Here is a 19,788-nt window from a genome sequence, read left to right on the forward strand (position 1 = left end):
GGCTCCCTTCGACAGCACGATGCAGCACCACGACAAGACGGCGACCCACACGGAGTGGGGAGCAACTTCAACCAGGAGGAGCATCATGAACACGCGACGATTCGGCGCGGCGGCGGGCACCGTCGTCCTCGCCCTGGGCCTGGCGGCCTGCGGGGACAGCGGAGACAGCGGCGCTGGGGACGACAAGAGCATCAAGATCGGCATCAAGTTCGACCAGCCCGGACTTGGGCTCAAGGAGGGGAACTCCTACTCCGGCTTCGACGTCGACGTCGCCAACTACGTGGCCAAGGAGCTCGGCAAGACGGACGTCCAATTCGTCCAGGCCCCGAGCAAGCAGCGTGAGGACCTGATCGCAACCGACCAGGTCGACCTCATCTTTGCCACGTACTCGATCACCGACGAGCGCAAGGCCAAGGTCTCGTTCGCCGGCCCGTACTTCATCGCCGGTCAGGACCTGCTCGTCGCCGCGGACTCCGACATCACCGGACCGGACGACCTTGACGGCAAGAAGCTCTGCTCCGTCACGGGATCGACGTCGGCCACCAACGTCCAGGAGAAGGTCCCGGGCGTCCAGCTGCAGGAGTTCGACGGCTACTCCAAGTGCGCCGAGCTCGTCTCGAAGGGGCAGCTCGACGCCCTGACGACCGACAACACGATCCTCGCCGGCTACGCCGCGCAGGAGGCGTACAAGGGCAAGCTGAAGGTCGTCGGCGCCCCCTTCTCCGAGGAGCGCTACGGCGTCGGCCTCAAGAAGGGCGACACCGAACTGTGCAAGCAGGTCAACGACGCGCTCACGAAGATGGTCGAGGACGGCTCGTGGGACAAGGCCGTGGAGAACAACTTCGGCCCGGCCGACTTCAAGGTCGACGAGTCGGTCAACCCGCCGAAGCTCGACGAATGCTCGTGACCGGTCACTGAGTTGACGGGGGCGGCGCCGGATCCTCCGGAGCCGCCCCCTCCCGGTCGACCGAACCAGGAAGGAGAAGGGGATGAACGACCTCTTCCAGCAGTTCGATGTGTGGGGGGCCTTCTGGCTCACCCTCAAGCTGGCGTTCTTCTCGCTGATCGGCGCGCTCGTCCTCGGGACGATCATCGCCATCATGCGCGTGAGCCCGGTCCGCCTCTTCCGGGTGGTCGGTGCCGGCTACGTCAACATCGTGCGGAACACCCCGCTGACGCTCATCCTCACCTTCAGCCTGCTCGTGATGCTCTACGACCTCGGGATCAAACTCGCATCCGAGGACAGCCCGACGTCGATCGTCGACAACGGCGTGCGCTGGGCCATCATCGGCCTCGCGGTCTATCACGCGGCCTTCGTCTGCGAAGCGATCCGCAGCGGCATCAACACCGTCCCGCCGGGTCAGGCCGAGGCTGCCCGCTCGATCGGGCTCGGCTTCACCCAGAACCTGCGCCACGTCGTGCTTCCGCAGGCCTTCCGCGGCGCCGTCGCACCGTTGGCGTCGGTCATCATCGCCCTCATCAAAAACACCACCGTCGCGGCCGCCATCGGCGTGGCCGAGACGGCAGCCCTGATGAGCAAGGCGGTCGAGCTTCGGGCCGATCTGACGTATCCCGCCTTCGCCCTGGTCGCCGGCTTCTTCCTGGTGCTCACCCTCCCCATCGGCGTCGGCCTCACGGCGCTGTCGCGACGTCTGGCGGTGCAGCGATGAGCACGATCACGGTCCTCTTCGACAACCCCGGCCCGAAGGCGCGGCGCCGCTACCGCCTCCTCGCCGTCGTCGGCGTCCTCGTGGCTGCCCTGCTCCTGTGGGTGGTCGTCGGCAAACTGAACGAGTACCGGGAGTTCTCGGGCGCGAAGTGGTCGCCCATGGCGACGTGGTCGACGTGGCGCTACTACCTGTTGCTCGGCCTCTGGAACACCATCAAGGCCGCCGTGCTCTCCGTCATCGGAGCGACCGTCTACGGCTTCATCCTCGGCGCCGGGCGACTCTCCGGGAACCGGTTCGTGCGGTGGGTCAGCGGGGCTGTCGTCGAGTTCTTCCGTGCCGTGCCCGTGCTGATCATGATGATCTTCTTCTTTGGCATCTACGCCTACAACGGGGTGTTCTCGTCGAGCCTCAACCCGCTCGCAGCGGTCGTGACGGCGCTGACCCTCTACAACGGGTCCGTCATCGCCGAACTCATCCGCTCTGGGGTGCACTCGCTCCCCCGCGGCCAGAGCGAGGCCGGGCTGTCCATCGGTCTCTCTCCCGGTCAGGTCCTGCGCAGCATCCAGATCCCGCAGGCCGTGACCGCGATGTTGCCCGCCCTGGTCAGCCAGCTCGTCGTCATCCTCAAGGACACCGCGCTGGGCACGGTCATCACCTATCCGGAACTGCTCCAGCAGGGCCAGAACCTGTCTGCCCTGCACTCCAACATCTTCGCCGCGCTGCTCGTCGTGGCCTTCATGTTCATCGCCCTCAACTGGGGCCTCACGTGGCTCGCCGGCCGTCTCGAGCAGCGGATCAACCGCCGCGGCCACACGGCGGGCGAGGCCCTCGCGGCCGCGCCCACCGTCCCCGGCGCCGAGGCGGTCTGAGCGGCGCTCTTCAGTCGCCCACGTGGCCGCGCAGCACCGCGAGGGCGCGCGCGACCAGGGCGGACTCGTCGGCACTGCGGGTGGCCGCGACCAGGTCCATCCGAGCCCGGCTGACCAGCGGCCGGTAGGTCGCCCCGGCAACCATGAGTTCGGCCACCGGCTCCGGGACGATGGCCACCCCGAGGGCCGCGGCGACGAAGGTGACCAGGGTCGAGGTCTCCGCGACCTCGTGCCGGATGACGGGCTCGAACCCGGCGTCTCGACACAGCGCGAGGACCGCATCGTGCATCGCCGAGCGGCCGTGGCCCGAGTGGACGATGAGGTCCTCGCCCCGCAGGTCCGCCATCCGGATCCGGCGTCGCGCGGCGAGGGCGTGCCCCTCCGGGAGCGCGACGACGTACCGCTCCGCCCGCAGGGTGTGCAGGCTCAGGTCCGGGTTGGCCGTGCCGTCCCCCGGCGGCCGCAGCAGGGCGAGATCGATGGCTCCGGATCGCAGGGCGTCGACCTGGTCCGGGCTGAGCATCTCGCCCCGGAAGGCGACGTCGACGCCGGGCAGCTGCTCGCGCAGCGCGCGGGCCAGGGCCGGCAGCAGGCTGTAGGTGACCGACCCGACACAGCCGATGACGAGGCGACCTTCCAGCCCGTTGCCGATGCGGACGGCCTCCTCGCCTGCCGAGTCCACGGCCTCGAGGATGGACCGCACGCGCGCGAGGTAGGCCTCGCCCGCAGGGGTGAGGTCGACTCGGCGGGTCGTGCGGGTCAGCAGTGTCACCCCGAGTTCGTGCTCGAGCTGCTTGATCTGCTGGGACAACGGCGGCTGGGCCATGTGCAACGCACTGAAGGCGTGGATGATCGGCGTCGGCGAGGACGGCGAGTGGCCCCTCTTCCTCGACGTGTGGCTCGAGCACGTCGTCGAGGAGGTCAACACCGAGCACCGCGAGGGCAACAAGGGCTCCATCGAGGGTCCGTACTACGTGCCCAACGCTCCCGAGCTCGGCTCCGACGGCACCATCCCGATGCGCGAGAACGAGGGCGGCACTCCCCTCACCTGGACCGGTCGGGTGACCTCCACCGACGGCAGCCCGCTCACGGACGCCAAGGTCGAGCTGTGGCACGCCGACTCCGACGGCTTCTACTCGCAGTTCGCCCCGGGCCTGCCGGAGTGGAACCTCCGCGGCACCTTCTCCGTGGCTGACGACGGCAGCTTCACCATCCACACCGTGCAGCCCGCGCCCTACCAGATCCCCACGGACGGCTCCTGCGGCAAGCTCATCGCGGCCGCCGGGTGGCACGCCTGGCGCCCGGCCCACCTGCACGTCAAGGTCTCCGCGCCCGGCCACGAGCTGCTCACCGCCCAGCTCTACTTCCCCGGCGACGAGCACAACGACGACGACATCGCGTCGGCCGTCAAGCCCGAGCTGATCCTGCGACCCGCAGGCGCAGGCCGACGGCAGCGCCACGGTGGACTACGGCTTCGTGCTCGACCCGGAGAAGGCCTGATCGATGCTCTTCCACGTGCGTATGGACGTGCGGATCCCGCACGACATGGATGCCGACGTGAAGGCGGATCTCGTCGCCCGGGAGAAGGCCTACGCCCAGGAGGTCCAGCGCTCGGGTGCGTGGCCGCACCTGTGGCGGATCGTCGGGGAGTACGCCAACGTCTCGATCTTCGACGTCGAGTCGAACGACGCGCTGCACGACGTGCTCTCGGCACTGCCGCTCTTCCCGTACATGGACATCACGGTCACCCCGCTCGCGAAGCACCCCAGCGCCATCGGCGACTGAGCCTTCGGCGGCGGGAAGACCGCACCACACGCCCGGACGACACCGAACACGACTGAGCCCCGTCCCCCTGCTGAGCAGGTGGGACGGGGCTCGGTGGCTCCCCCGGTTGGACTCGAACCAACAACCCTCCGATTAACAGTCGAATGCTCTGCCAGTTGAGCTACAGGGGATCGCGCCTTGCGGCGCTGCGCAACAATAGCAAACGATCCCGCCCCCGACGAAACCGGCTGCGGCCGTGGGGAGACCGCGCGTCGGGCCGGCCCGCTGCAGGGCGTCGCGGGCCGATGTCAGTCCTGTCCGACGTGCTCCCACATCGCCAGTCGGGTGGCCTCCGCGGCCTCCCGCACGCCCGGGTCGTCGAGGCTCACGCCCCGCCCGAGGAGGATCTGATCGAGCAGCTGGCCGGTGCGCAGATCCTTCCGCAGGACGACACGCACCCGCCGGCGCGGACCGAGGTCGAGGTGCTCGGTCAGGACGATCGACGCCTGCACCCGCTCGCGGAAGGCCTCCGGCAGCCGACCCGGCTCGGGGATGGGCCACCGGGCCACGGGGCTCCCGTCGACCCAGGACACGACGAGCGTGTCGACGTCCGACTCCCACGCCCCGCCTTCGACGAGGTGCCAGGGGGCGCTCGTGAGCACCGACGCGACCTCGTCGAGGACGACGAAGCGGTGCTGGGTGATGACGACGACCTCGCCGCCAGCAGCGGTCGCACAAGCGAGCACGGCGCCGCCGTCCTCTCCGGTGACCGCGACCGACTCCGTGCGGGTGAGGGTGTGGCCCCGGCGGCCACCCATGGACAGGCGGGAGAGGCGGCTCATCCCGAACTCCCTTCGCGCAGCGCGGCGAGTTGCCGCTGGAGGCCCAACAGTTCGGCACCGGCGGCCCGTGCCGCGGCAGGGTCGGCGTGCTCGTCGGAGGACAGCCGGCGCATCGTCGACATGGCGTCGGCGATCCGCCGGGTCAGCCCGACCTCGCTGACGCGAGCGACGAGGGAATCGACGTAACGCTGCGGCGGCCGGCCGGTCCCCTTGTCGAAGACGGTCGGCAACCCGGCCACCGCCAGCTCGGCGATGAACCCGCGCGCCGGCGACGGCGCCGCGTCGGCGACGGCGGCCAGCCAGGCCGCGTGCGACAGGCCCTCGGCGGGCAGTCCGACGGTGCGGACGGCGTCGAAGGCGACCCGGTGGGCGGGTGCGTGGAAGGCGTCCGCCTCGATCGAGTCGAGGTCGGAGGGGCGCACCATCATCGGGTACTGCAGCATGCACTGGAGGAGTTGCCGCTCGGCGAGCACCACGGGATCGCGCAGGTTCGGCGCGGGCAGGCCGAGGTCCTGGCCCCGGTCCTGGGGGTCCGTGTCCGGGCCGCCCCGGTGACCGGGCCCACCGTCGGCGGAGCGGTCGTCACGTCGTCGGTCCGGGGACTCACGCTGCTCGGTCGCGTCACGGGCGGCGATCCGCGTCGCGCGGGCGACCTCGCTGCGCACCTGCTCGACCTCGACGCCCAGCCACCCGGCGACCTCGCGGATGTACTCGGGTCGCAGCGAGCTGTCCCGGATCGCGTTGATGATCGGCGCCGCGGCCCGCATCCCCTGGACGCGACCTTCGGCGGTGGTCAGGTCGAAGCGCGCCAGCGTCGTCCGGACGGCGAACTCGAACATCGGCACGGCGTCGTCGATGAGGGCCCGGACGGCCGCGTCCCCCTTCTGCAGGCGAAGGTCGCACGGATCCATCCCGGCATCGGCGACGGCCACGAAGGACTGGCTGGCCCACCGCTGGTCCTCCGAGTAGGCCTTCATGGCCGCCTTCTGACCGGCGGCGTCGCCGTCGAAGGTGAAGACGACGCGCGCTGGCGCGAGGTCTGCCTCGTCGCGCAGGATCCGCCGGAGGATCTTGATGTGGTCGACGCCGAAGGCGGTCCCGCACGTCGCCACGGCGGAGTCGACGCCGGCGAGGTGGGCCGCCATGACGTCGGTGTAGCCCTCGACGACGACGGCCCGCCGGGTCGTGGAGATCGACTTCTTCGCCAGGTCGAGGCCGTAGAGGACGGTCGACTTCTTGTAGATCGGGGTCTCGGACGTGTTGAGGTACTTCGCCGCGATCCGGTCGTCGTCGAAGAGCCGCCGCGCACCGAAGCCGATCGTGTCGCCCGTGACGTCGCGGATGGGCCAGATGAGCCGGCCACGGAACCGGTCATAGAGACCTCGCGACCCACGGCCCGAGATGCCGGCGATCGTCAGCTCGTCGTCGGTGAACCCCTTCTGCCGCAGGTGCCGCGAGAGGTCCTCGCCGCCGCGCGGGGCGAACCCGACGCCGAAGTGCTCGGCCGCGGCGCGGTCGAAGCCGCGCTGCTGGAGGAACTGTTGGCCGGCGCGCGCCTCGGGTGAGTTCACGAGGCGGTCGGCGTAGAACTCCTGCGCCGCCCGGTGGGCCTCGATGAGGCGGGCGCGGCGACCGAGCCCACCCTCCCGGTTCGGGCCGCCGCCCTCCTCGTAACGCAGCTCCATGCCGATCTTGGAGGCCAGGCGTTCCACCGCCTCGGAGAAGGTGAGGTGGTCGACCTTCTGGACGAAGGAGATGACGTCGCCGCCCTCGCCGCAGCCGAAGCAGTGGTATGCACCGACGGTCTCGCGGACGGTGAAGGACGGGGTCTTCTCGTCGTGGAAGGGGCAGAGCCCCTTCATGGATCCGGGTCCGGCGGGACGCAGCGTCACGTGGTCCCGCACGACGTCGCTGATCGACGAGCGTTCCTTGACCGTCTCGATGTCCTCGGCCTTGATCCGACCCGCCACTGCGACCTCCCGTCTCCGATCGCCGAGTCTAGGTGCTCGCGTCGTGCCCGCCCCGATCGGCTGTGCGCGGACTCAGTTCCACGCGCGGTGCAGGGCCCACGCACGCACGTCCGTCAGCGAGGCGACCTGGTCGATGACGACGCGCAGTCTCGCCTCGTCGTCGTCGGCTTCCCGCCAGTCGGGCAGAAGGTCGGGGTCGAGCCGCTCCTCCGGGCGCTCGACGTAGGCCGCGACGAGCCCGCCGACGACATCCCGCTGCTCGGCCAGCAGCACCATCCGCTCCCCCGCGTGCATGACGAAGTGGGCCGCGACGGCCTTGAGGACGGCGCACTCCGCGCGCACGGCGTCGGGGACGACGAGGTCGGCCTCGAACCGCACGAGGTCGCCCGGCCCGTGCTTCGCGCGGGTGGCCAGCTCCACCTCGAGGACGAATCGTCCGATGAGCCGCGACGTCATGTCCTTGAGCCGGGCGAGGTCGATCCGCGAGCCGTCGAAGGAGGTCGGGAGAATGCCACTGTCGAGGAGGCGGCCCAGCGCAGCGCCGAGGTCGTCCCGCGACAGATCTGCCGCGTACACGCCCTGGGCGACGGCCAGGAAGGCGTCGATGTCCCCGGGGTCCCGCAGCCGCCGCAGGTCGAGCCGACCGGAAGCCACGGCGTCCTCGACGTCGTGGACGGAGTAGGCCACGTCGTCGGACCAGTCCATGACCTCCGCCTCGAGGCAGCGAGCGCCCGCTGGGGCGGGCTCGCGCACCCAGTCGAAGCACTCGCGATCACCCTCGTAGACGCCGAACTTCCGAGTCCCGCCGGGCCCGTGCCCGCGCGACCAGGGGTACTTCGTGGTCGCGTCGAGGCTGGCGCGGGTGAGGTTGAGCCCCGCGGGCCGGCCGTCGGCATGGACCCGCTTCGGCTCCAGTCGGGTCAGGAGCCGGAAGGTCTGGGCATTGCCCTCGAAGCCACCGATGTCGGCGGCGAGGGCGTCCAGGGCCTGCTCGCCGTTGTGCCCGAAGGGCGGGTGGCCGAGGTCGTGGGCGAGGCACGCCGTGTCGACGACGTCGGCGTTGCAGCCGAGTGCGGCGCCGAACTCCCGGCCGATCTGGGCGACCTCGAGCGAGTGGGTCAGCCGGTTGCGCACGAAGTCGTCGCTGCCGGGCTGCACGACCTGCGTCTTGGCCGACAGCCGACGCAGCGACGCGCTGTGGATCAGCCGGCCCCGATCGCGCGCGAAGTCGTCACGATCGGCGCGCTTGTGTGCCGGGTCCTCGGTCACCCAGCGCTGACGATCGACGGCGGAATAGCTCACGAGGCGACCCTAGTGCGGCGCACCCACAGCGCCGGACCAGGCAGGCTCAGCCCAGCTCCCTACGCAGGCGCCCGACCCACGTCGGCTCCTCGCCGTAGCGCTGCGGTGGGATCAGCCGCCCGTGATGGCAGTCGTCGACGAGCTGTGCGAGACGCCGATCGCGCGTCGCCTCCTGCTTGGCCGAGAGAACCCAGTTCGTGGCGAGCTTCCGATAACTCGGGGTCGCCCCGTCCCAGAAGGTGCTCGCCCGGGCATCGGCGCGCAGGACGGCTTCGTGCTCCGCCGACAGTGGGCGCTCCCGCGTCTCGTAGGTGTAGATCCCCGAGCGGTCCTCCCGCCGCCTCGCGAAGGCGGCCAGCCCGGCGGGGTGCATGAGCCCCGCGGCCGTGAGCTCCGCGACGGCGGCGATGTTCACGGCGCTCCAGTTGCTCGAGGGCCGGCGCGGGGTCCACCGCTGACGGCGGATGTCGTCGTCGACCCGCTGGGCCACCGAGTCGATCCAGCCGAAGCACAGCGCGACTCGGACGGCGTCCGCCCAGGTGAGTCCCTGATCGGGCACGTGCTTCTTCCGCAGCCCCATCCACAACTCGCTGGCGCTGTCGTGGTTCGCCTCGAGCCAGGCGCGGAACTCCGCGGCGTCGGCGAAGAGGACGCACGGACGCTCGGGCGTCCCGCCGGGCGTACCGATCGCGCCGGACGCACTCCCGCCGGCGGTCATCGTCAGCCTCCGGAGACGGACAGCTCGGCCTGGGCGACCTGCTCGCGCTGCTCCGGGGTCAGCTCCGAGGAGTCGAGCCACCCGTCCGGCAGGGCCACGACGCGCGGCGATCCCGCCCGACCCCGCTGCCCCTCGGCCGACTCCCCCGGCCACGGCGCGCTCGCATCCATCGTCGCGATGAGCGCATCGAGGTCGGCGAGCGAGTTCACCAGCGCGAGCTGGTTGCGCACGCTGGAGCCGGCGGGGAACCCCTTGAGATACCACGCGATGTGCTTGCGGATGTCGCGGCAGGCGCGCAGCTCGTCACCGTCGTAGAACTCGACGAGGTATTCGCAGTGACGTCGCAGGGTCGCCGTGACCTCGCCCAGCGACGGCAGCACGCGGGCGCTCGTGCCGGCGAAGGCGGCCGCGAGGTCGGTGAAGAGCCACGGCCGACCAAGGCAGCCGCGACCGACGACGACCCCGTCGCAGCCGGTCTGCCGCACCATCTCGACCGCGTCCTCCGCGGACCAGATGTCGCCGTTGCCGAGGACGGGCACGGAGGTGACGGTCTCCTTGAGCAGCCGGATGGCGGACCAGTCCGCCTGACCCGAGTAGGACTGCGCGGCGGTCCGCCCGTGCAGCGCGACCGCGGCCACACCCTCCGCTTCGGCGATGAGCCCGGCGTCGAGGTAGGTGAGGTGGTCGTCGTCGATGCCCTTGCGCATCTTCACGGTCACCGGGACGTCACGGCGCCCGGCCTCGACGACCGCGGCGCCCACGATGGAGCGGAAGAGTTCCTTCTTCCACGGCAGCGCGGACCCACCTCCCTTGCGGGTCACCTTGGGTACGGGGCATCCGAAGTTGAGGTCGATGTGGTCGGCCCGGTCCTCCTCGACGAGCAGCCGCACGGCCGCCGCCGTCGTCACCGGGTCCACGCTGTAGAGCTGGATCGAGCGCGGGTCCTCATCGGGGTCGTGCTCGATGAGGCGCATTGTCTCCGGCGAGCGCTCGACGAGGGCGCGCGAGGTGATCATCTCGGAGACGTAGAGGCTGTTGGCGCCGCTGACGCCACCGGCCGCCGACCCCGCCGTGCCGTACTCGCGGCACAGGCGCCGGAAGGCACGGTTCGTGATCCCGGCCATCGGCGCGAGGACGACGGGCGAGCCGATGACGTGCCGCCCGATCCGCAGTGGCGGCAGGATCGGCTTGGTGGTGGTGCCAGGCGTGCTGGTGGCGAGGGCTGGGGTGCTCGTGTTCATGACCCGGTCATTCTCCCACCAGCCCGGGCCGGCACCCTTCGCGCCGGGCGACGACGTCGTCGACGAACCCGCGCAGGGCCTGCGCGGTCTCCTCGGCATGTGTCAGCGGGAAGAGGTGGGAGGCGCGCGGGATGGTCGTGACGGACATGTCCCGGCCGGCGGCGACGAACCGCTTCGCGTGCACCCCGAGTTGGTCGAACTGGCCGTTGAGGAGCAGCACGGGACAGGTGACGTCGGCGAGTTGCCCCGGACCGCTCCCCTCGAGCACGGCGCCCCACGCCTCGACGACCGACCCGAGGGGCGCGTTGCCCGCCAGCACCGAGTCGGCGGCGTCCGCGCCGAGCATGCGGTGCATGGCCCAGTTCGCGGATCGACCGGCTCGCTCGGGGCCCATCAGGTCGAGCAGCTTGGCGAGGCCGAGGTACGCCGCGGCGCCGACGCCGCGTGGCTCGGCACTGGCCCCCATGAGGACGAGACCGTCGAGCCTCTGCGGGTGCTCCTCCGCGTAGGCCAGCGACATGTAGCCGCCCAGTGAATGCCCGGCGAGGATCGTTGGCACGGCGTCGTCTGCGCCGATGGCCTGCTCGATGACGGCGACGGCCGCCTCGAGGGTGAACCGCTGCGACGACCGCGCCCCGTGCGACGGCAGATCGGGGGTGACCAACTGGATCCCCGGCAGCAGGTCCGCGTAGAGCGCCCACTGGGTGTGGCTCAGGCGAGTCCCGTGCACGAGCACGAGGCGAGCACGCGGCCGGGGATGCACGGGGGACGACGTCACGTGTCCGAGCCTAGGGCGATCGAGGTGGGGTTGGATGGCGTCATGACAGCACTGGTCTCCACCGCACCGGTCACCACCGCACTGATCACCGCAGACGCCCTCGCCGCCGAACTGGCCGGAGGCGCCCGCCTCGTCGTCCTCGACGTCCAGTACAACCTGCGTGGCCCGGCCGGACGAGGCCTCTTCGAGCAGGCCCACGTGCCCGGCGCCCACTTCATCGACCTCGACACCGAACTGGCTGGCCCGGTCGCTGCGGACGGGAGGGGCGGGCGCCACCCACTCCCCCGCCCCGACGTCCTCGAGGCTGCCCTCCGGCGGGCCGGCGTCGACGATGCGAGCCGGATCGTCACCTACGACCAGGGCACGTCGCTCTCGGCCGCGCGCGCCTGGTGGGTGCTGCGGTGGGCCGGGCTCCAGGACGTGCGTGTGCTCGACGGCGGTCTCGCCGCCTGGACGAGGGCCGGCCACACCGCCACCACGGAGCCGACCCCGGAGACGGCCGGCACCGTCACCCTGCGACCGCACGCCCTGCCCGTCCTCGACGCCGACGGGATCGCGCACCGGCCGGCGACGGCCGTGCTGATCGACGGCCGCGCCCCCGAACGATTCCGCGGGGAGACCGAGCCGATCGACCGGGTCGCCGGTCACATCCCGGGCGCGGTCAACGTGCCGATGGACACCCTGCTGCGGCCGGACGGACGGATGCGGCCACCGGCCGCCCTTCGCGCGGTGTTCGAGGCCGCGGGCGTGGTCCCGGGCGAGAACCGGATCGTCGCCACCAGCTGCGGGTCGGGCGTCACCGCCGCGCACACCGCGCTGGCGCTCCACGAGATCGGCGTCGCGGCCCACGTCTACGTCGGCTCCTGGAGCGACTGGATCAGCGATCCCACGCGCCCGATGGCCACCGGCTCCTGACCGGCACGGTGTCACCCTGTCGGGGTCAAGCGCAGGCTGATGCCGAGCGGGCCGAGTGGGGAATGCCGCACGTGCGTCACGCGGCGGAGGTCCCCGCTGATGACGTCCCAGGCGAGGATCATCGGGCCGACGGCGACGACGACGGTGTGGTCATCGGCCCACCCCATCGGGGTCAGATCCGCGAAGGGGTCCTCCCGCGTCAGGAGGAGCGCCCGCTGCCGCTGGTCGCCCTGCACGGCGGCGAGGGCCTGACGATCGAAGGACGTACCTCCCGCCCTGCGGGTGGCCGGGTCGAGGTCCACCCCGGTGACCGACCAGCCGCCCAGCGATCCGAAGGTCCCGCCGACGATCGCGGTCACCGGCAGCCGGACAGGTTCGGTGGCCGTCAACTGCCCCTCGCCGCCGTGGTACCGCAGGCTGACGCTCCCGCCTCGGCGCACCAGCCGGTAGTGCTCCATGTAGGAACCGAGGGGCAGGCGGCGGGCTGCATCCGCCTCCGGGTCGATGGTCCAGACCTTCCCCGGGGAGAACGCGATGAAGGCGGCCTCGCGACCGAACCCCCACCCGCCGTGCGAGAGGTCGGCGGGCACTGCGTGCCACTGCGCCAGACCATTGACGACGTCGAGGGTGAGCACGCCGCGTCGCTGGATGAGCGCGACCATCCGTCCGTCGCGACGGATGGACATCTGGCCGATGGGGAGGCTCTCGGCCCCATCGCGGCGGATCACCCGGTCCACGAAAGCGAGACGGCGACCGCGCTCGGTGACGATGACGACGTCATAGCCGGCCGGAATGGGTCGTAGGTAGGCCGCAACCGCGCGCCGACCGCGGACAGGCTTCGCTCCGGCAGTGACCTCCTCCGTCGGTGCGCCGATGTCGAAGGTCGCCGGCAGCCCGACGTCCCGCCACGGCAGGTCGTCGAGATCGCGCCGCCGCGGCACGACCACGAAGGGGATCGCCCCGCCATGGGAGAGAGTGCCGGTCAGGGGCGCGAGGTCATCGCCGGCCCTCTGGGGCGAGTCCGTGCTGGCGCTGATCACCGCCGTGGCGCTGGTCGCCGCCGTGGCGCTGGTCCCACTCCGTGTCCCACTCCCGGTCGACGAGGGTCTGCTCGAGCTGATCGTCGACGCCGACGTCATTCGGTCCGGCGCCGGGGCCGCCTCGACTCCCCCGTCACGGGAGGCGGCCGCCCAGATGCCCAGCGCCCCGACCAGCGCCACGGCGAGGCCCAGCGCGGCCACGACCTCCAGGCGGTGCTCACGGTGCCGACCTCTCCGCAGTCGCGCGGCCAACCAGGCGTTGTCAGCCAGCCTCCGCTCCATGACACCTGCCGCCTCCTGGTGGAAGCGGGATGCCAGGGTCTGTGCGATCGCCTCGTCCCGCGCGTCCCCCGGGGTGATGCCAGGGACCAGTCCGGGTCGGCTGGCCCCGAGTGCGGCCACCGCCGCGGGGAGTTCCTGCTCCACGCGGCGGTGCGAGCCGCCAAGAATCGCGGCCACCTGAGCCGAGGTTTGTCCCGAGAGATGGGCCAGCACGAGGAGTGAGCGTTGGCGTGTCGGGAGGGCGTCGAGGAGGAATCGCGCCGGAGCCTCAGCCGCCGCCGTGGCCTCGCCCGCTCGCCACATCCACCCGAGCCGGGTCCGCCACCGTCGTGCCCGCTCCCGAAGCGCCTCGCGCCGGATGTGGCGCGCACACTCGGCATGCAGGAACCGCCGGGCCACGACGCTCGTCTCCTCACCGTCGATCAGATCCCACTCCGCGGCCACGCTGGTCAGCGCGGCGAGAACGACGGTGTGCGCGGCGACGGGGCCGACGACGAGGGTGGCCTCGCGGGCCAGGTCCCACTCGAGGGCGTTGACCAGCGCGGTGAAGTCGGGATCGGTCCGGGGCTTCATCGGCCCCTCCTCCCTGTCAGCACCGCGCCGACGGCTCGCTCAGTCGTTCGGCCCGCTCTCGGGCCCCGACTGCCAGGTGCAGATGCACACCTCGTTGCCCTCGGCATCGGCCAGGATCCAGAACGACGGAGCCCGCTCGTCGGAGACGAGCACGCCGCCCGCGTCGAGCACTCGGCGCACGCGACCTTCGGCCTCGTCGTGCGGCACGCAGACGTCGAAGTGGATGCGGTTGCGCTGCTCCCGCGGCGCGTCCATCTGTTGGAACCACACAGTGGGTGCCAACCCGAGCGGGTCGACGAGCTCCTCGTCGTCCGCCGCGCCGAAACCCATGGCCGCGATCCAGAAGGGTTTGATCGCCGGGATGTCGAGCGCGTCCACGGCGATCTCGACCCGCGCCAGTGCCGACACCTCGGGTACGAGACCGAGTTCGACGACGATGTCGTCGATCGACTGGCCGAGCCGCACGTCCCGCGCCGAGACCCCGCCGACGTCGTGGCTCGACAGGGCGACGTGGACGACGCCGTAGCGCAGGTCGATGTCGGGGTGGTGACCCTGCGCCTCCGCCGCCTGACCGACGCGGTCGACGAAGGCCAGCGCGGTCGCGAAGTCGGGTGCCCGCACGGTGAGGTGCATGCGCGTGAGGATGCGCCGCCACCCCGGCAGGGCCTCGGTCGACTCGGCTGGGGTCAGGAGGTCACCGTTCATGTCATCGACAGTAGGCGGCGACGTCCTGCCATGGAAGGCGCAATCGGGTCATGCCGTGTGGTGCACGCACCCTTCACGCGCGCCCTCGCCCGCGCGATCAGCAGCCGACGAGACGCTGCGCGAGGTAGGCCTCGACCTGGTCGAGGGCCACGCGCTCCTGAGCCATCGTGTCGCGCTCGCGGATCGTCACGGCCTGGTCCTCGATGGTGTCGAAGTCGACCGTGATGCAGAACGGCGTGCCGATCTCGTCTTGGCGGCGGTAGCGGCGACCGATGGCACCGGCGTCGTCGAACTCGATGTTCCAGTTCTTGCGCAGCGCGGCGGCGAGGTCCTTCGCCTTCGGCGTGAGGTCGGCGTTGCGGGAGAGCGGCAGGACCGCGGCCTTGACCGGAGCGAGTCGCTTGTCGAGACGCAGCACGACGCGGGTGTCGACGCCGCCCTTGGTGTTCGGGGCCTCGTCCTCGGTGTAGGCGTCGACGAGGAAGGTCATCAGCGAGCGCGACAGACCTGCTGCCGGCTCGATGACGTAGGGCGTGTAGCGCTCGCCACTCGTCTGGTCGAAGTAGACGAGGTCGGTGCCCGACGCCTTGCTGTGCGCGGTGAGGTCGAAGTCCGTGCGGTTGGCGATGCCCTCGAGCTCGCCCCACTCGCTGCCCGCGAAGTTGAAGCGGTACTCGATGTCGACGGTCCGCTTCGAGTAGTGGCTCAGCTTGTCGGCGGGGTGCTCGAAGTGGCGCAGGTTGTCCGGGTTGATGCCGAGCTCGGTGTACCAGCGCGTGCGCTCGTCGATCCAGTACTGGTGCCACTCCTCGTCCTCGCCGGGCTTGACGAAGAACTCCATCTCCATCTGCTCGAACTCGCGCGTGCGGAAGATGAAGTTGCCCGGCGTGATCTCGTTGCGGAAGGACTTGCCGGTCTGGGCGATGCCGAAGGGGGGCTTGCGCCGGGAGGCCCCCATGACGTTGGCGAAGTTGACGAAGATGCCCTGCGCGGTCTCGGGGCGCAGGTAGTGCAGGCCGCTCTCGTCCTCGATGACGCCCAGGTGGGTCTTGAGCATCATGTTGAACTCACGGGCCTCGGTCCACTGGCCGGTCGTGCCGCAGTTGGGGCAGCTCAGCTCCTCGAGCGGGATGCTGTCCGGGTCGATCTGGGCGTCGGCGGCCGCACGCTTGTTCTTCTTGTCGGCCACGGCCTCCTGCATGTGGTCGACGCGGAAGCGCTTGTGGCAGGACAGGCACTCGGTCAGCGGGTCGGTGAAGGTGCCCACGTGGCCGGATGCCACCCACGTCTCGCGGGGCAGGATGATCGAGGAGTCGAGGCCGACGACGTCGTCGCGGCCGATCACCATCGCCTTCCACCACTGCCGGCGGATGTTCTCCTTCAGTTCCACACCCAGGGGCCCGTAGTCCCACGCGGAGCGCGTGCCGCCGTAGATCTCCCCGCTCGGGAAGACAAAGCCCCTGCGCTTGCAGAGGTTGACGACGGTGTCCACGGTGGAGGTCTGCTTTGCCATGTCGCACAGGTTATCCGGCCCGTGACCCTGCCCGGCACCGGGATTCCCACGGCGGCCCCCTACGCTGCTCCTCGTGTCCTCCTCTGCCCGTGAGTCCTTTGAACGTGCCAGCGCCCCGGCGGTGCGTGCGATCACCGCACTTCCGCGTTGGGTGCCGGTCGTGGCCGTCTTCGCGCTCGTCGTCGGCGGCGCCCTCCTCCCTTACGGTTGGCTGCTGCTCGGCGTCGTCCTCCTGTTCCTGATCTGGACCCTCGCCCTCAGCTGGCCCCGCCTGACGTCGCCGGAGAAGTTGATGCGGATCGCCGTGCTCGTCCTCATCGGCGGGATCACCCTCGTGCAGGCACTCCCCCGCTGACTCATCGGCGCTCACCTCCAGAGTTTTTGACAATGATTCTCATTTGAGAGTTGAATGAGGGCATGCCGCCGCCCCGCCCCGCCCTCGCCTTCGCTGCTGCCTCACTGCTCGCCCTGACCGCCTGCGGCACCGGGACCGAGGAGGCGAAGGGGGCCGACGGGCTCACCGTCGTCGCCTCCGCCTATCCGTTGCAGTTCCTCGCCGAGCGCATCGGCGGCGACCAGGTGAGCGTCTCCAACCTGACGAAGGCCGGCGGTGAGCCGCACGACGTCGAACTGAGCCCCCGGAGCCTCGTCGACCTCCGCCAGGCCGACCTGGTCATCTACCAGTCGGACTTCCAGCCCGCGGTCGACGACGCCGTCGCGGACCTCGACAACGCCCACGACGTGGTCCCGGCCGCGCACCTCGAGCTCACGGCCACCGACGACGGCCATGACCACGGCGGTGATGCCAGCACCGGCAGCGCGAAGGCGGCGCCCGACCCCCACTTCTGGCTCGACCCCACCAAGTACGCCGACGTCGCGGACGACGTCGCGGAGCAGTTTGCGCAGGCCGATCCGGCCCATGCCGCCGGCTACCGCACCCGAGCCCAGGAGCTGCGCGGCGAACTCGACGACCTCGACCGCGAGTTCACCGCCGGCCTCGCCCACTGCGCCCAGGACGAGCTCGTGACCAACCACGCCGCCTTCGGCTACCTCGCCGCGGCCTACGGACTCCACCAGGAGGCTGTCACGGGGCTCTCCCCCGAGTCCGAGGCCTCACCGCAGGACCTCGCCGACGCCATCGCCCACTTGCGCGAGCACGGCATCACCACGGTCTACGCCGAGACGCTCCTACCGACCAACGTCGTCGACACGATCGCTCGCGACTCCGGGGCCGACGTCCTCGTGCTCGACCCCGTCGAAGGAGTGACCGAGGAGTCGTCCGGCCGGGATTACCTTGAGATCATGCGCGCCAACCTGACCACCCTCGAGCGCGGACAGCAGTGCCGATGACCGCCACTCCCGCCACCAGCACCGAGTCCGGACCGGTCCCGCCGATCCTGCTGCGCGGAGCGACCTTCGGCTATGGCGATCGCGACGTCATCCGCGGCCTCGACCTGACCATCACCACGGGTGAGGTGGTGGCGATCCTCGGCCCCAACGGGTCGGGCAAGTCCACCCTCGTTCGCGGCCTGCTCGGCCTCGCCGAGCATCACGGCGGCGATGTCGAACTCTTCGGGACCCCGCTGCGTTCCTTCCACGAACCGGCCCGGCTGGGCTACGTGCCGCAGCGCCACACCCTCGCGGCGTCGGTGCGGGCGACGGCCGAGGAGATCGTGGCCATCGGCCGCGTGGCGGCCCACCCGTGGTGGGCCCCGTGGCGCGCCAACGCCGCTGCCGACCGACGGATCGTCGCCGACGCGCTGGCCCAGGTCGGGCTCGGAGATCACGCCCGCGCCGACGTGTCCACCCTCTCCGGCGGTCAGCAACGACGCGTCCTCATCGCCCGCGCGCTCGCCGCCAACTCCGACATCCTGCTCATGGACGAGCCGACGGCGGGTGTCGACCAGGGGCACCAGCGGGTCCTGGCGACCGTCCTGGCCAGGCTCGCGCGACAGGGGCACACGATGGTCGTCGTCACGCATGAGCTGAGCGCGCTCGCCGACGTCGTCACCCGCGCGATCGTCATCGACGGCGGCGTGGTGACCTTCGACGGGCCGCCGTCACGCCTGCCCTCATCCGCCTACGAGCACGCCCACCACGACGACGTCAGCCCGACCGGTCGCCCCGTGCTCGGTCGTGGCCCGTTCGACCCGGCCGGACCCGGCACCCAGGAGGCACCCCATGCCTGACGTCCTCGTCCTCGACTTCATGCGGGCCTCGCTACTGGCCGCCCTGCTCGTCGGCCTCGCCGCGCCCATCGTCGGCGTCTTCCTCGTCCAGCGGAAGATGTCGCTCATCGGCGACGGTCTCGGTCACGTCGCCCTCGCCGGGGTCGGCGTGGGCATCTTCACCGGCACCGAACCGGTCCTCACGGCACTCGTCGCCGCCGTCCTCGCGGCCGTCGCCATCGAGCTCATCCGAACGCTCGGGCGCACCAGCGGTGACCTCGCCCTCGCCGTCATGTTCTACGGCGGCATCGCGGCAGGTGTCGTCATCATCGCCAAGTCGCCGACGGGGACGCCGGCGAACCTCAACGCCTACCTCTTCGGCTCGATCAACACCGTGAGCCGCAATGACCTCGTGACCTTCGCCGTCCTCGCCGGGATCGTGCTCCTGACGACGTCGCTTCTGCGCGGCCAGCTCTTCGCCATCGCCCAGGACGAGGAGTACGCCCTCGCCGCGGGCCTGCCGGTCAAGACGGTCAACATCATCCTGTCGATCCTCACGGCCGTCACGGTCGTGGTGTCGATGCGCGTGGTCGGCCTCCTGCTGATCAGCGCGCTCATGATCCTCCCCAACGCGACGGGCCAGGCGCTCGGCCGCAGCTTCCGCAGCAGCGTGCGGTGGGCGGTCATCGTCGGGGTGCTCTCGGCCGTCGGCGGTGTGGTCATCTCGTTCTACGCCGACACCCCGTCCGGCGGCTCGATCGTCCTGCTCACCATCGCCGCCTTCCTGCTCGCCACCGTCGGCCTGGCCCTCGTCCGCCTCGTCCGGCCGCGCGCGCACGAGAGCGCGGAGGCCCACGAGCACGTCCACTGGGACGACTGCGGGCACCCGGCCGTGCCGCACGGCGACCATGTCGACTACCTGCACGACGGGCACCGACACGCCAGCCACGGCGATCACTGGGACGAGCACGGCCAGCACCACGCCAGCCCGCACGATCAGGACGGCGCCGCCTCGACCCCGGAACGGAGCACGACATGACCCAGGCCACCCGACGCCCCACGAAGCAGCGGGTTGCCGTCGCGGGGCAGCTCGACCGGACCTCGGAGTTCGTCTCGGCCCAGGAGCTGCACGCCGAGCTGCGCGAGGCCGGCAACAAGATCGGCCTCGCCACGGTCTACCGGACGCTTCAGGCGATGGTCACGGACGGCGAGGTCGACGTCCTGCGCACGGACGACGGCGAGTCGGTCTACCGGCGGTGCAGCACCGGGCACCACCACCACCTCGTGTGCCGCGAGTGCGCACGCGCCGTCGAGATCGAGGGCCCCGCCGTGGAGACGTGGGCGGCCGCGGTCAGTGCCCAACACGGCTTCGTCGACGTCGAGCACACCGTCGAGATCGTGGGCACCTGCGCCAACTGCACGCGCCGCTGACCGCGGC

The 19,788-nt window shown here is 71.0% G+C and carries 20 protein-coding genes, 1 tRNA gene and 1 pseudogene; 11 read left to right on the plus strand and 11 right to left on the minus strand.

The annotated features are described in order from the left end of the window. Nucleotides 1-85 precede the first annotated feature (85 nt). From ACQBAS_RS07570 to ACQBAS_RS07580, 3 genes are all read left to right on the plus strand, one after another. Complete coding sequence (locus ACQBAS_RS07570) at nucleotides 86-907, plus strand: transporter substrate-binding domain-containing protein (protein ID WP_427383200.1); 822 nt, start codon at nucleotides 86-88, stop codon at nucleotides 905-907. An 82-nt stretch (nucleotides 908-989) separates the two neighbouring features. Further along, nucleotides 990-1,670, plus strand: a complete 681-nt coding sequence (locus ACQBAS_RS07575) for an amino acid ABC transporter permease (RefSeq protein ID WP_427383201.1) — start codon at nucleotides 990-992, stop codon at nucleotides 1,668-1,670. Next, complete coding sequence (locus tag ACQBAS_RS07580; protein ID WP_427383202.1) at nucleotides 1,667-2,539, plus strand: amino acid ABC transporter permease; 873 nt, start codon at nucleotides 1,667-1,669, stop codon at nucleotides 2,537-2,539. The genes ACQBAS_RS07575 and ACQBAS_RS07580 overlap by 4 nt, the downstream gene beginning before the upstream one ends. 10 nt (nucleotides 2,540-2,549) lie before the next feature. Here the strand turns inward: ACQBAS_RS07580 and ACQBAS_RS07585 are convergent, their stop codons facing one another. Beyond that, complete coding sequence (locus tag ACQBAS_RS07585; RefSeq protein ID WP_427383203.1) at nucleotides 2,550-3,365, minus strand: LysR substrate-binding domain-containing protein; 816 nt, start codon at nucleotides 3,363-3,365, stop codon at nucleotides 2,550-2,552. A 4-nt stretch (nucleotides 3,366-3,369) separates the two neighbouring features. On the opposite strand from ACQBAS_RS07585, the pseudogene catA reads away from it, so the two are divergent. Both catA and catC read left to right on the plus strand, forming a co-directional pair. Continuing rightward, nucleotides 3,370-4,039, plus strand: a pseudogene (gene catA, locus ACQBAS_RS07590) (catechol 1,2-dioxygenase); the annotation flags it as partial. 3 nt (nucleotides 4,040-4,042) lie between these two features. Then, nucleotides 4,043-4,324, plus strand: coding sequence for a muconolactone Delta-isomerase (gene catC / locus ACQBAS_RS07595; protein WP_427383204.1), 282 nt, complete (start codon nucleotides 4,043-4,045; stop codon nucleotides 4,322-4,324). A 94-nt stretch (nucleotides 4,325-4,418) separates the two neighbouring features. Here catC and ACQBAS_RS07600 read toward each other — a convergent pair. The 7 genes from ACQBAS_RS07600 to ACQBAS_RS07630 all read right to left on the minus strand — a co-directional run bounded on the left by ACQBAS_RS07600 (nucleotide 4,419) and on the right by ACQBAS_RS07630 (nucleotide 11,154). Further along, nucleotides 4,419-4,494, minus strand: a tRNA-Asn gene (locus ACQBAS_RS07600). Nucleotides 4,495-4,611: 117 nt separating this feature from the next. Continuing rightward, nucleotides 4,612-5,145 (minus strand): hypothetical protein, encoded by a 534-nt coding sequence (locus ACQBAS_RS07605; protein WP_427383205.1) that lies wholly within the window; start codon nucleotides 5,143-5,145, stop codon nucleotides 4,612-4,614. Beyond that, complete coding sequence (gene dnaG, locus ACQBAS_RS07610; RefSeq protein WP_427383206.1) at nucleotides 5,142-7,115, minus strand: DNA primase; 1,974 nt, start codon at nucleotides 7,113-7,115, stop codon at nucleotides 5,142-5,144. Before dnaG ends, ACQBAS_RS07605 begins: the two co-directional genes overlap by 4 nt. Before the next feature lie 72 nt (nucleotides 7,116-7,187). Further along, nucleotides 7,188-8,417: a deoxyguanosinetriphosphate triphosphohydrolase gene (locus ACQBAS_RS07615; RefSeq protein WP_427383207.1), complete on the minus strand. Its 1,230-nt coding sequence runs from the start codon at nucleotides 8,415-8,417 to the stop codon at nucleotides 7,188-7,190. 46 nt (nucleotides 8,418-8,463) lie between these two features. Next, nucleotides 8,464-9,135, minus strand: coding sequence for a YdeI/OmpD-associated family protein (locus ACQBAS_RS07620; protein WP_427383208.1), 672 nt, complete (start codon nucleotides 9,133-9,135; stop codon nucleotides 8,464-8,466). A gap of 2 nt (nucleotides 9,136-9,137) precedes the next feature. Continuing rightward, complete coding sequence (gene dusB, locus ACQBAS_RS07625) at nucleotides 9,138-10,376, minus strand: tRNA dihydrouridine synthase DusB (RefSeq protein ID WP_427383209.1); 1,239 nt, start codon at nucleotides 10,374-10,376, stop codon at nucleotides 9,138-9,140. 7 nt (nucleotides 10,377-10,383) lie between these two features. After that, a complete protein-coding gene (locus ACQBAS_RS07630) occupies nucleotides 10,384-11,154 on the minus strand; it encodes an alpha/beta fold hydrolase (protein ID WP_427383210.1) in 771 nt (256 codons plus the stop codon). Nucleotides 11,155-11,196: 42 nt separating this feature from the next. Between ACQBAS_RS07630 and ACQBAS_RS07635 the strand changes: the two genes are divergently transcribed. Further along, nucleotides 11,197-12,069, plus strand: a complete 873-nt coding sequence (locus ACQBAS_RS07635) for a sulfurtransferase (protein ID WP_427383211.1) — start codon at nucleotides 11,197-11,199, stop codon at nucleotides 12,067-12,069. Between the two features lie 11 nt (nucleotides 12,070-12,080). Here the strand turns inward: ACQBAS_RS07635 and ACQBAS_RS07640 are convergent, their stop codons facing one another. The 3 genes from ACQBAS_RS07640 to ACQBAS_RS07650 form a co-directional block, all read right to left on the minus strand. Further along, a complete protein-coding gene (locus tag ACQBAS_RS07640; protein WP_427383212.1) occupies nucleotides 12,081-13,964 on the minus strand; it encodes a sigma factor-like helix-turn-helix DNA-binding protein in 1,884 nt (627 codons plus the stop codon). 39 nt (nucleotides 13,965-14,003) lie between these two features. Next, complete coding sequence (locus tag ACQBAS_RS07645; RefSeq protein ID WP_427383213.1) at nucleotides 14,004-14,669, minus strand: 4a-hydroxytetrahydrobiopterin dehydratase; 666 nt, start codon at nucleotides 14,667-14,669, stop codon at nucleotides 14,004-14,006. 97 nt (nucleotides 14,670-14,766) lie between these two features. Next, nucleotides 14,767-16,182 (minus strand): glycine--tRNA ligase, encoded by a 1,416-nt coding sequence (locus ACQBAS_RS07650; RefSeq protein ID WP_427383214.1) that lies wholly within the window; start codon nucleotides 16,180-16,182, stop codon nucleotides 14,767-14,769. Nucleotides 16,183-16,255: 73 nt separating this feature from the next. On the opposite strand from ACQBAS_RS07650, the gene ACQBAS_RS07655 reads away from it, so the two are divergent. The 5 genes from ACQBAS_RS07655 (at nucleotide 16,256) to ACQBAS_RS07675 (ending at nucleotide 19,781) form a co-directional block, all read left to right on the plus strand. Next, nucleotides 16,256-16,537 carry a DUF6703 family protein gene (locus ACQBAS_RS07655; RefSeq protein ID WP_427383215.1) on the plus strand — a complete coding sequence of 94 codons (282 nt, stop codon included), beginning with the start codon at nucleotides 16,256-16,258 and terminating at the stop codon, nucleotides 16,535-16,537. Between the two features lie 62 nt (nucleotides 16,538-16,599). Continuing rightward, a complete protein-coding gene (locus ACQBAS_RS07660) occupies nucleotides 16,600-17,532 on the plus strand; it encodes a metal ABC transporter substrate-binding protein (RefSeq protein WP_427383216.1) in 933 nt (310 codons plus the stop codon). Further along, nucleotides 17,529-18,371 (plus strand): metal ABC transporter ATP-binding protein, encoded by an 843-nt coding sequence (locus ACQBAS_RS07665; RefSeq protein ID WP_427383217.1) that lies wholly within the window; start codon nucleotides 17,529-17,531, stop codon nucleotides 18,369-18,371. The genes ACQBAS_RS07660 and ACQBAS_RS07665 overlap by 4 nt, the downstream gene beginning before the upstream one ends. Further along, complete coding sequence (locus ACQBAS_RS07670; RefSeq protein WP_427383218.1) at nucleotides 18,364-19,389, plus strand: metal ABC transporter permease; 1,026 nt, start codon at nucleotides 18,364-18,366, stop codon at nucleotides 19,387-19,389. Before ACQBAS_RS07665 ends, ACQBAS_RS07670 begins: the two co-directional genes overlap by 8 nt. Further along, on the plus strand, nucleotides 19,386-19,781 hold the full coding sequence (locus tag ACQBAS_RS07675; protein ID WP_427383219.1) for a Fur family transcriptional regulator: 396 nt from the start codon (nucleotides 19,386-19,388) through the stop codon (nucleotides 19,779-19,781). Before ACQBAS_RS07670 ends, ACQBAS_RS07675 begins: the two co-directional genes overlap by 4 nt. The last annotated feature ends 7 nt before the right edge of the window (nucleotides 19,782-19,788 follow it).

It is taken from the genome of Janibacter zhaoxuefangae, assembly GCF_050271985.1.
Lineage (GTDB): Bacteria > Actinomycetota > Actinomycetes > Actinomycetales > Dermatophilaceae.

Coding starts and splice junctions, on each gene's coding strand:
- ACQBAS_RS07645 (WP_427383213.1), bottom strand. CDS start 14,669: ATGAACGGTGACCTCCTGACCCCAGCCGAGTCGACCGAGGCCCTGCCG.
- ACQBAS_RS07670 (WP_427383218.1), top strand. CDS start 18,364: ATGCCTGACGTCCTCGTCCTCGACTTCATGCGGGCCTCGCTACTGGCC.
- catC (WP_427383204.1), top strand. CDS start 4,043: ATGCTCTTCCACGTGCGTATGGACGTGCGGATCCCGCACGACATGGAT.
- ACQBAS_RS07585 (WP_427383203.1), bottom strand. CDS start 3,365: ATGGCCCAGCCGCCGTTGTCCCAGCAGATCAAGCAGCTCGAGCACGAA.
- ACQBAS_RS07575 (WP_427383201.1), top strand. CDS start 990: ATGAACGACCTCTTCCAGCAGTTCGATGTGTGGGGGGCCTTCTGGCTC.
- ACQBAS_RS07635 (WP_427383211.1), top strand. CDS start 11,197: ATGACAGCACTGGTCTCCACCGCACCGGTCACCACCGCACTGATCACC.
- ACQBAS_RS07650 (WP_427383214.1), bottom strand. CDS start 16,182: ATGGCAAAGCAGACCTCCACCGTGGACACCGTCGTCAACCTCTGCAAG.
- dusB (WP_427383209.1), bottom strand. CDS start 10,376: ATGAACACGAGCACCCCAGCCCTCGCCACCAGCACGCCTGGCACCACC.
- ACQBAS_RS07675 (WP_427383219.1), top strand. CDS start 19,386: ATGACCCAGGCCACCCGACGCCCCACGAAGCAGCGGGTTGCCGTCGCG.
- ACQBAS_RS07605 (WP_427383205.1), bottom strand. CDS start 5,145: ATGAGCCGCCTCTCCCGCCTGTCCATGGGTGGCCGCCGGGGCCACACC.
- ACQBAS_RS07640 (WP_427383212.1), bottom strand. CDS start 13,964: ATGAAGCCCCGGACCGATCCCGACTTCACCGCGCTGGTCAACGCCCTC.
- ACQBAS_RS07665 (WP_427383217.1), top strand. CDS start 17,529: ATGACCGCCACTCCCGCCACCAGCACCGAGTCCGGACCGGTCCCGCCG.
- ACQBAS_RS07570 (WP_427383200.1), top strand. CDS start 86: ATGAACACGCGACGATTCGGCGCGGCGGCGGGCACCGTCGTCCTCGCC.
- ACQBAS_RS07580 (WP_427383202.1), top strand. CDS start 1,667: ATGAGCACGATCACGGTCCTCTTCGACAACCCCGGCCCGAAGGCGCGG.
- ACQBAS_RS07620 (WP_427383208.1), bottom strand. CDS start 9,135: ATGACCGCCGGCGGGAGTGCGTCCGGCGCGATCGGTACGCCCGGCGGG.
- ACQBAS_RS07660 (WP_427383216.1), top strand. CDS start 16,600: ATGCCGCCGCCCCGCCCCGCCCTCGCCTTCGCTGCTGCCTCACTGCTC.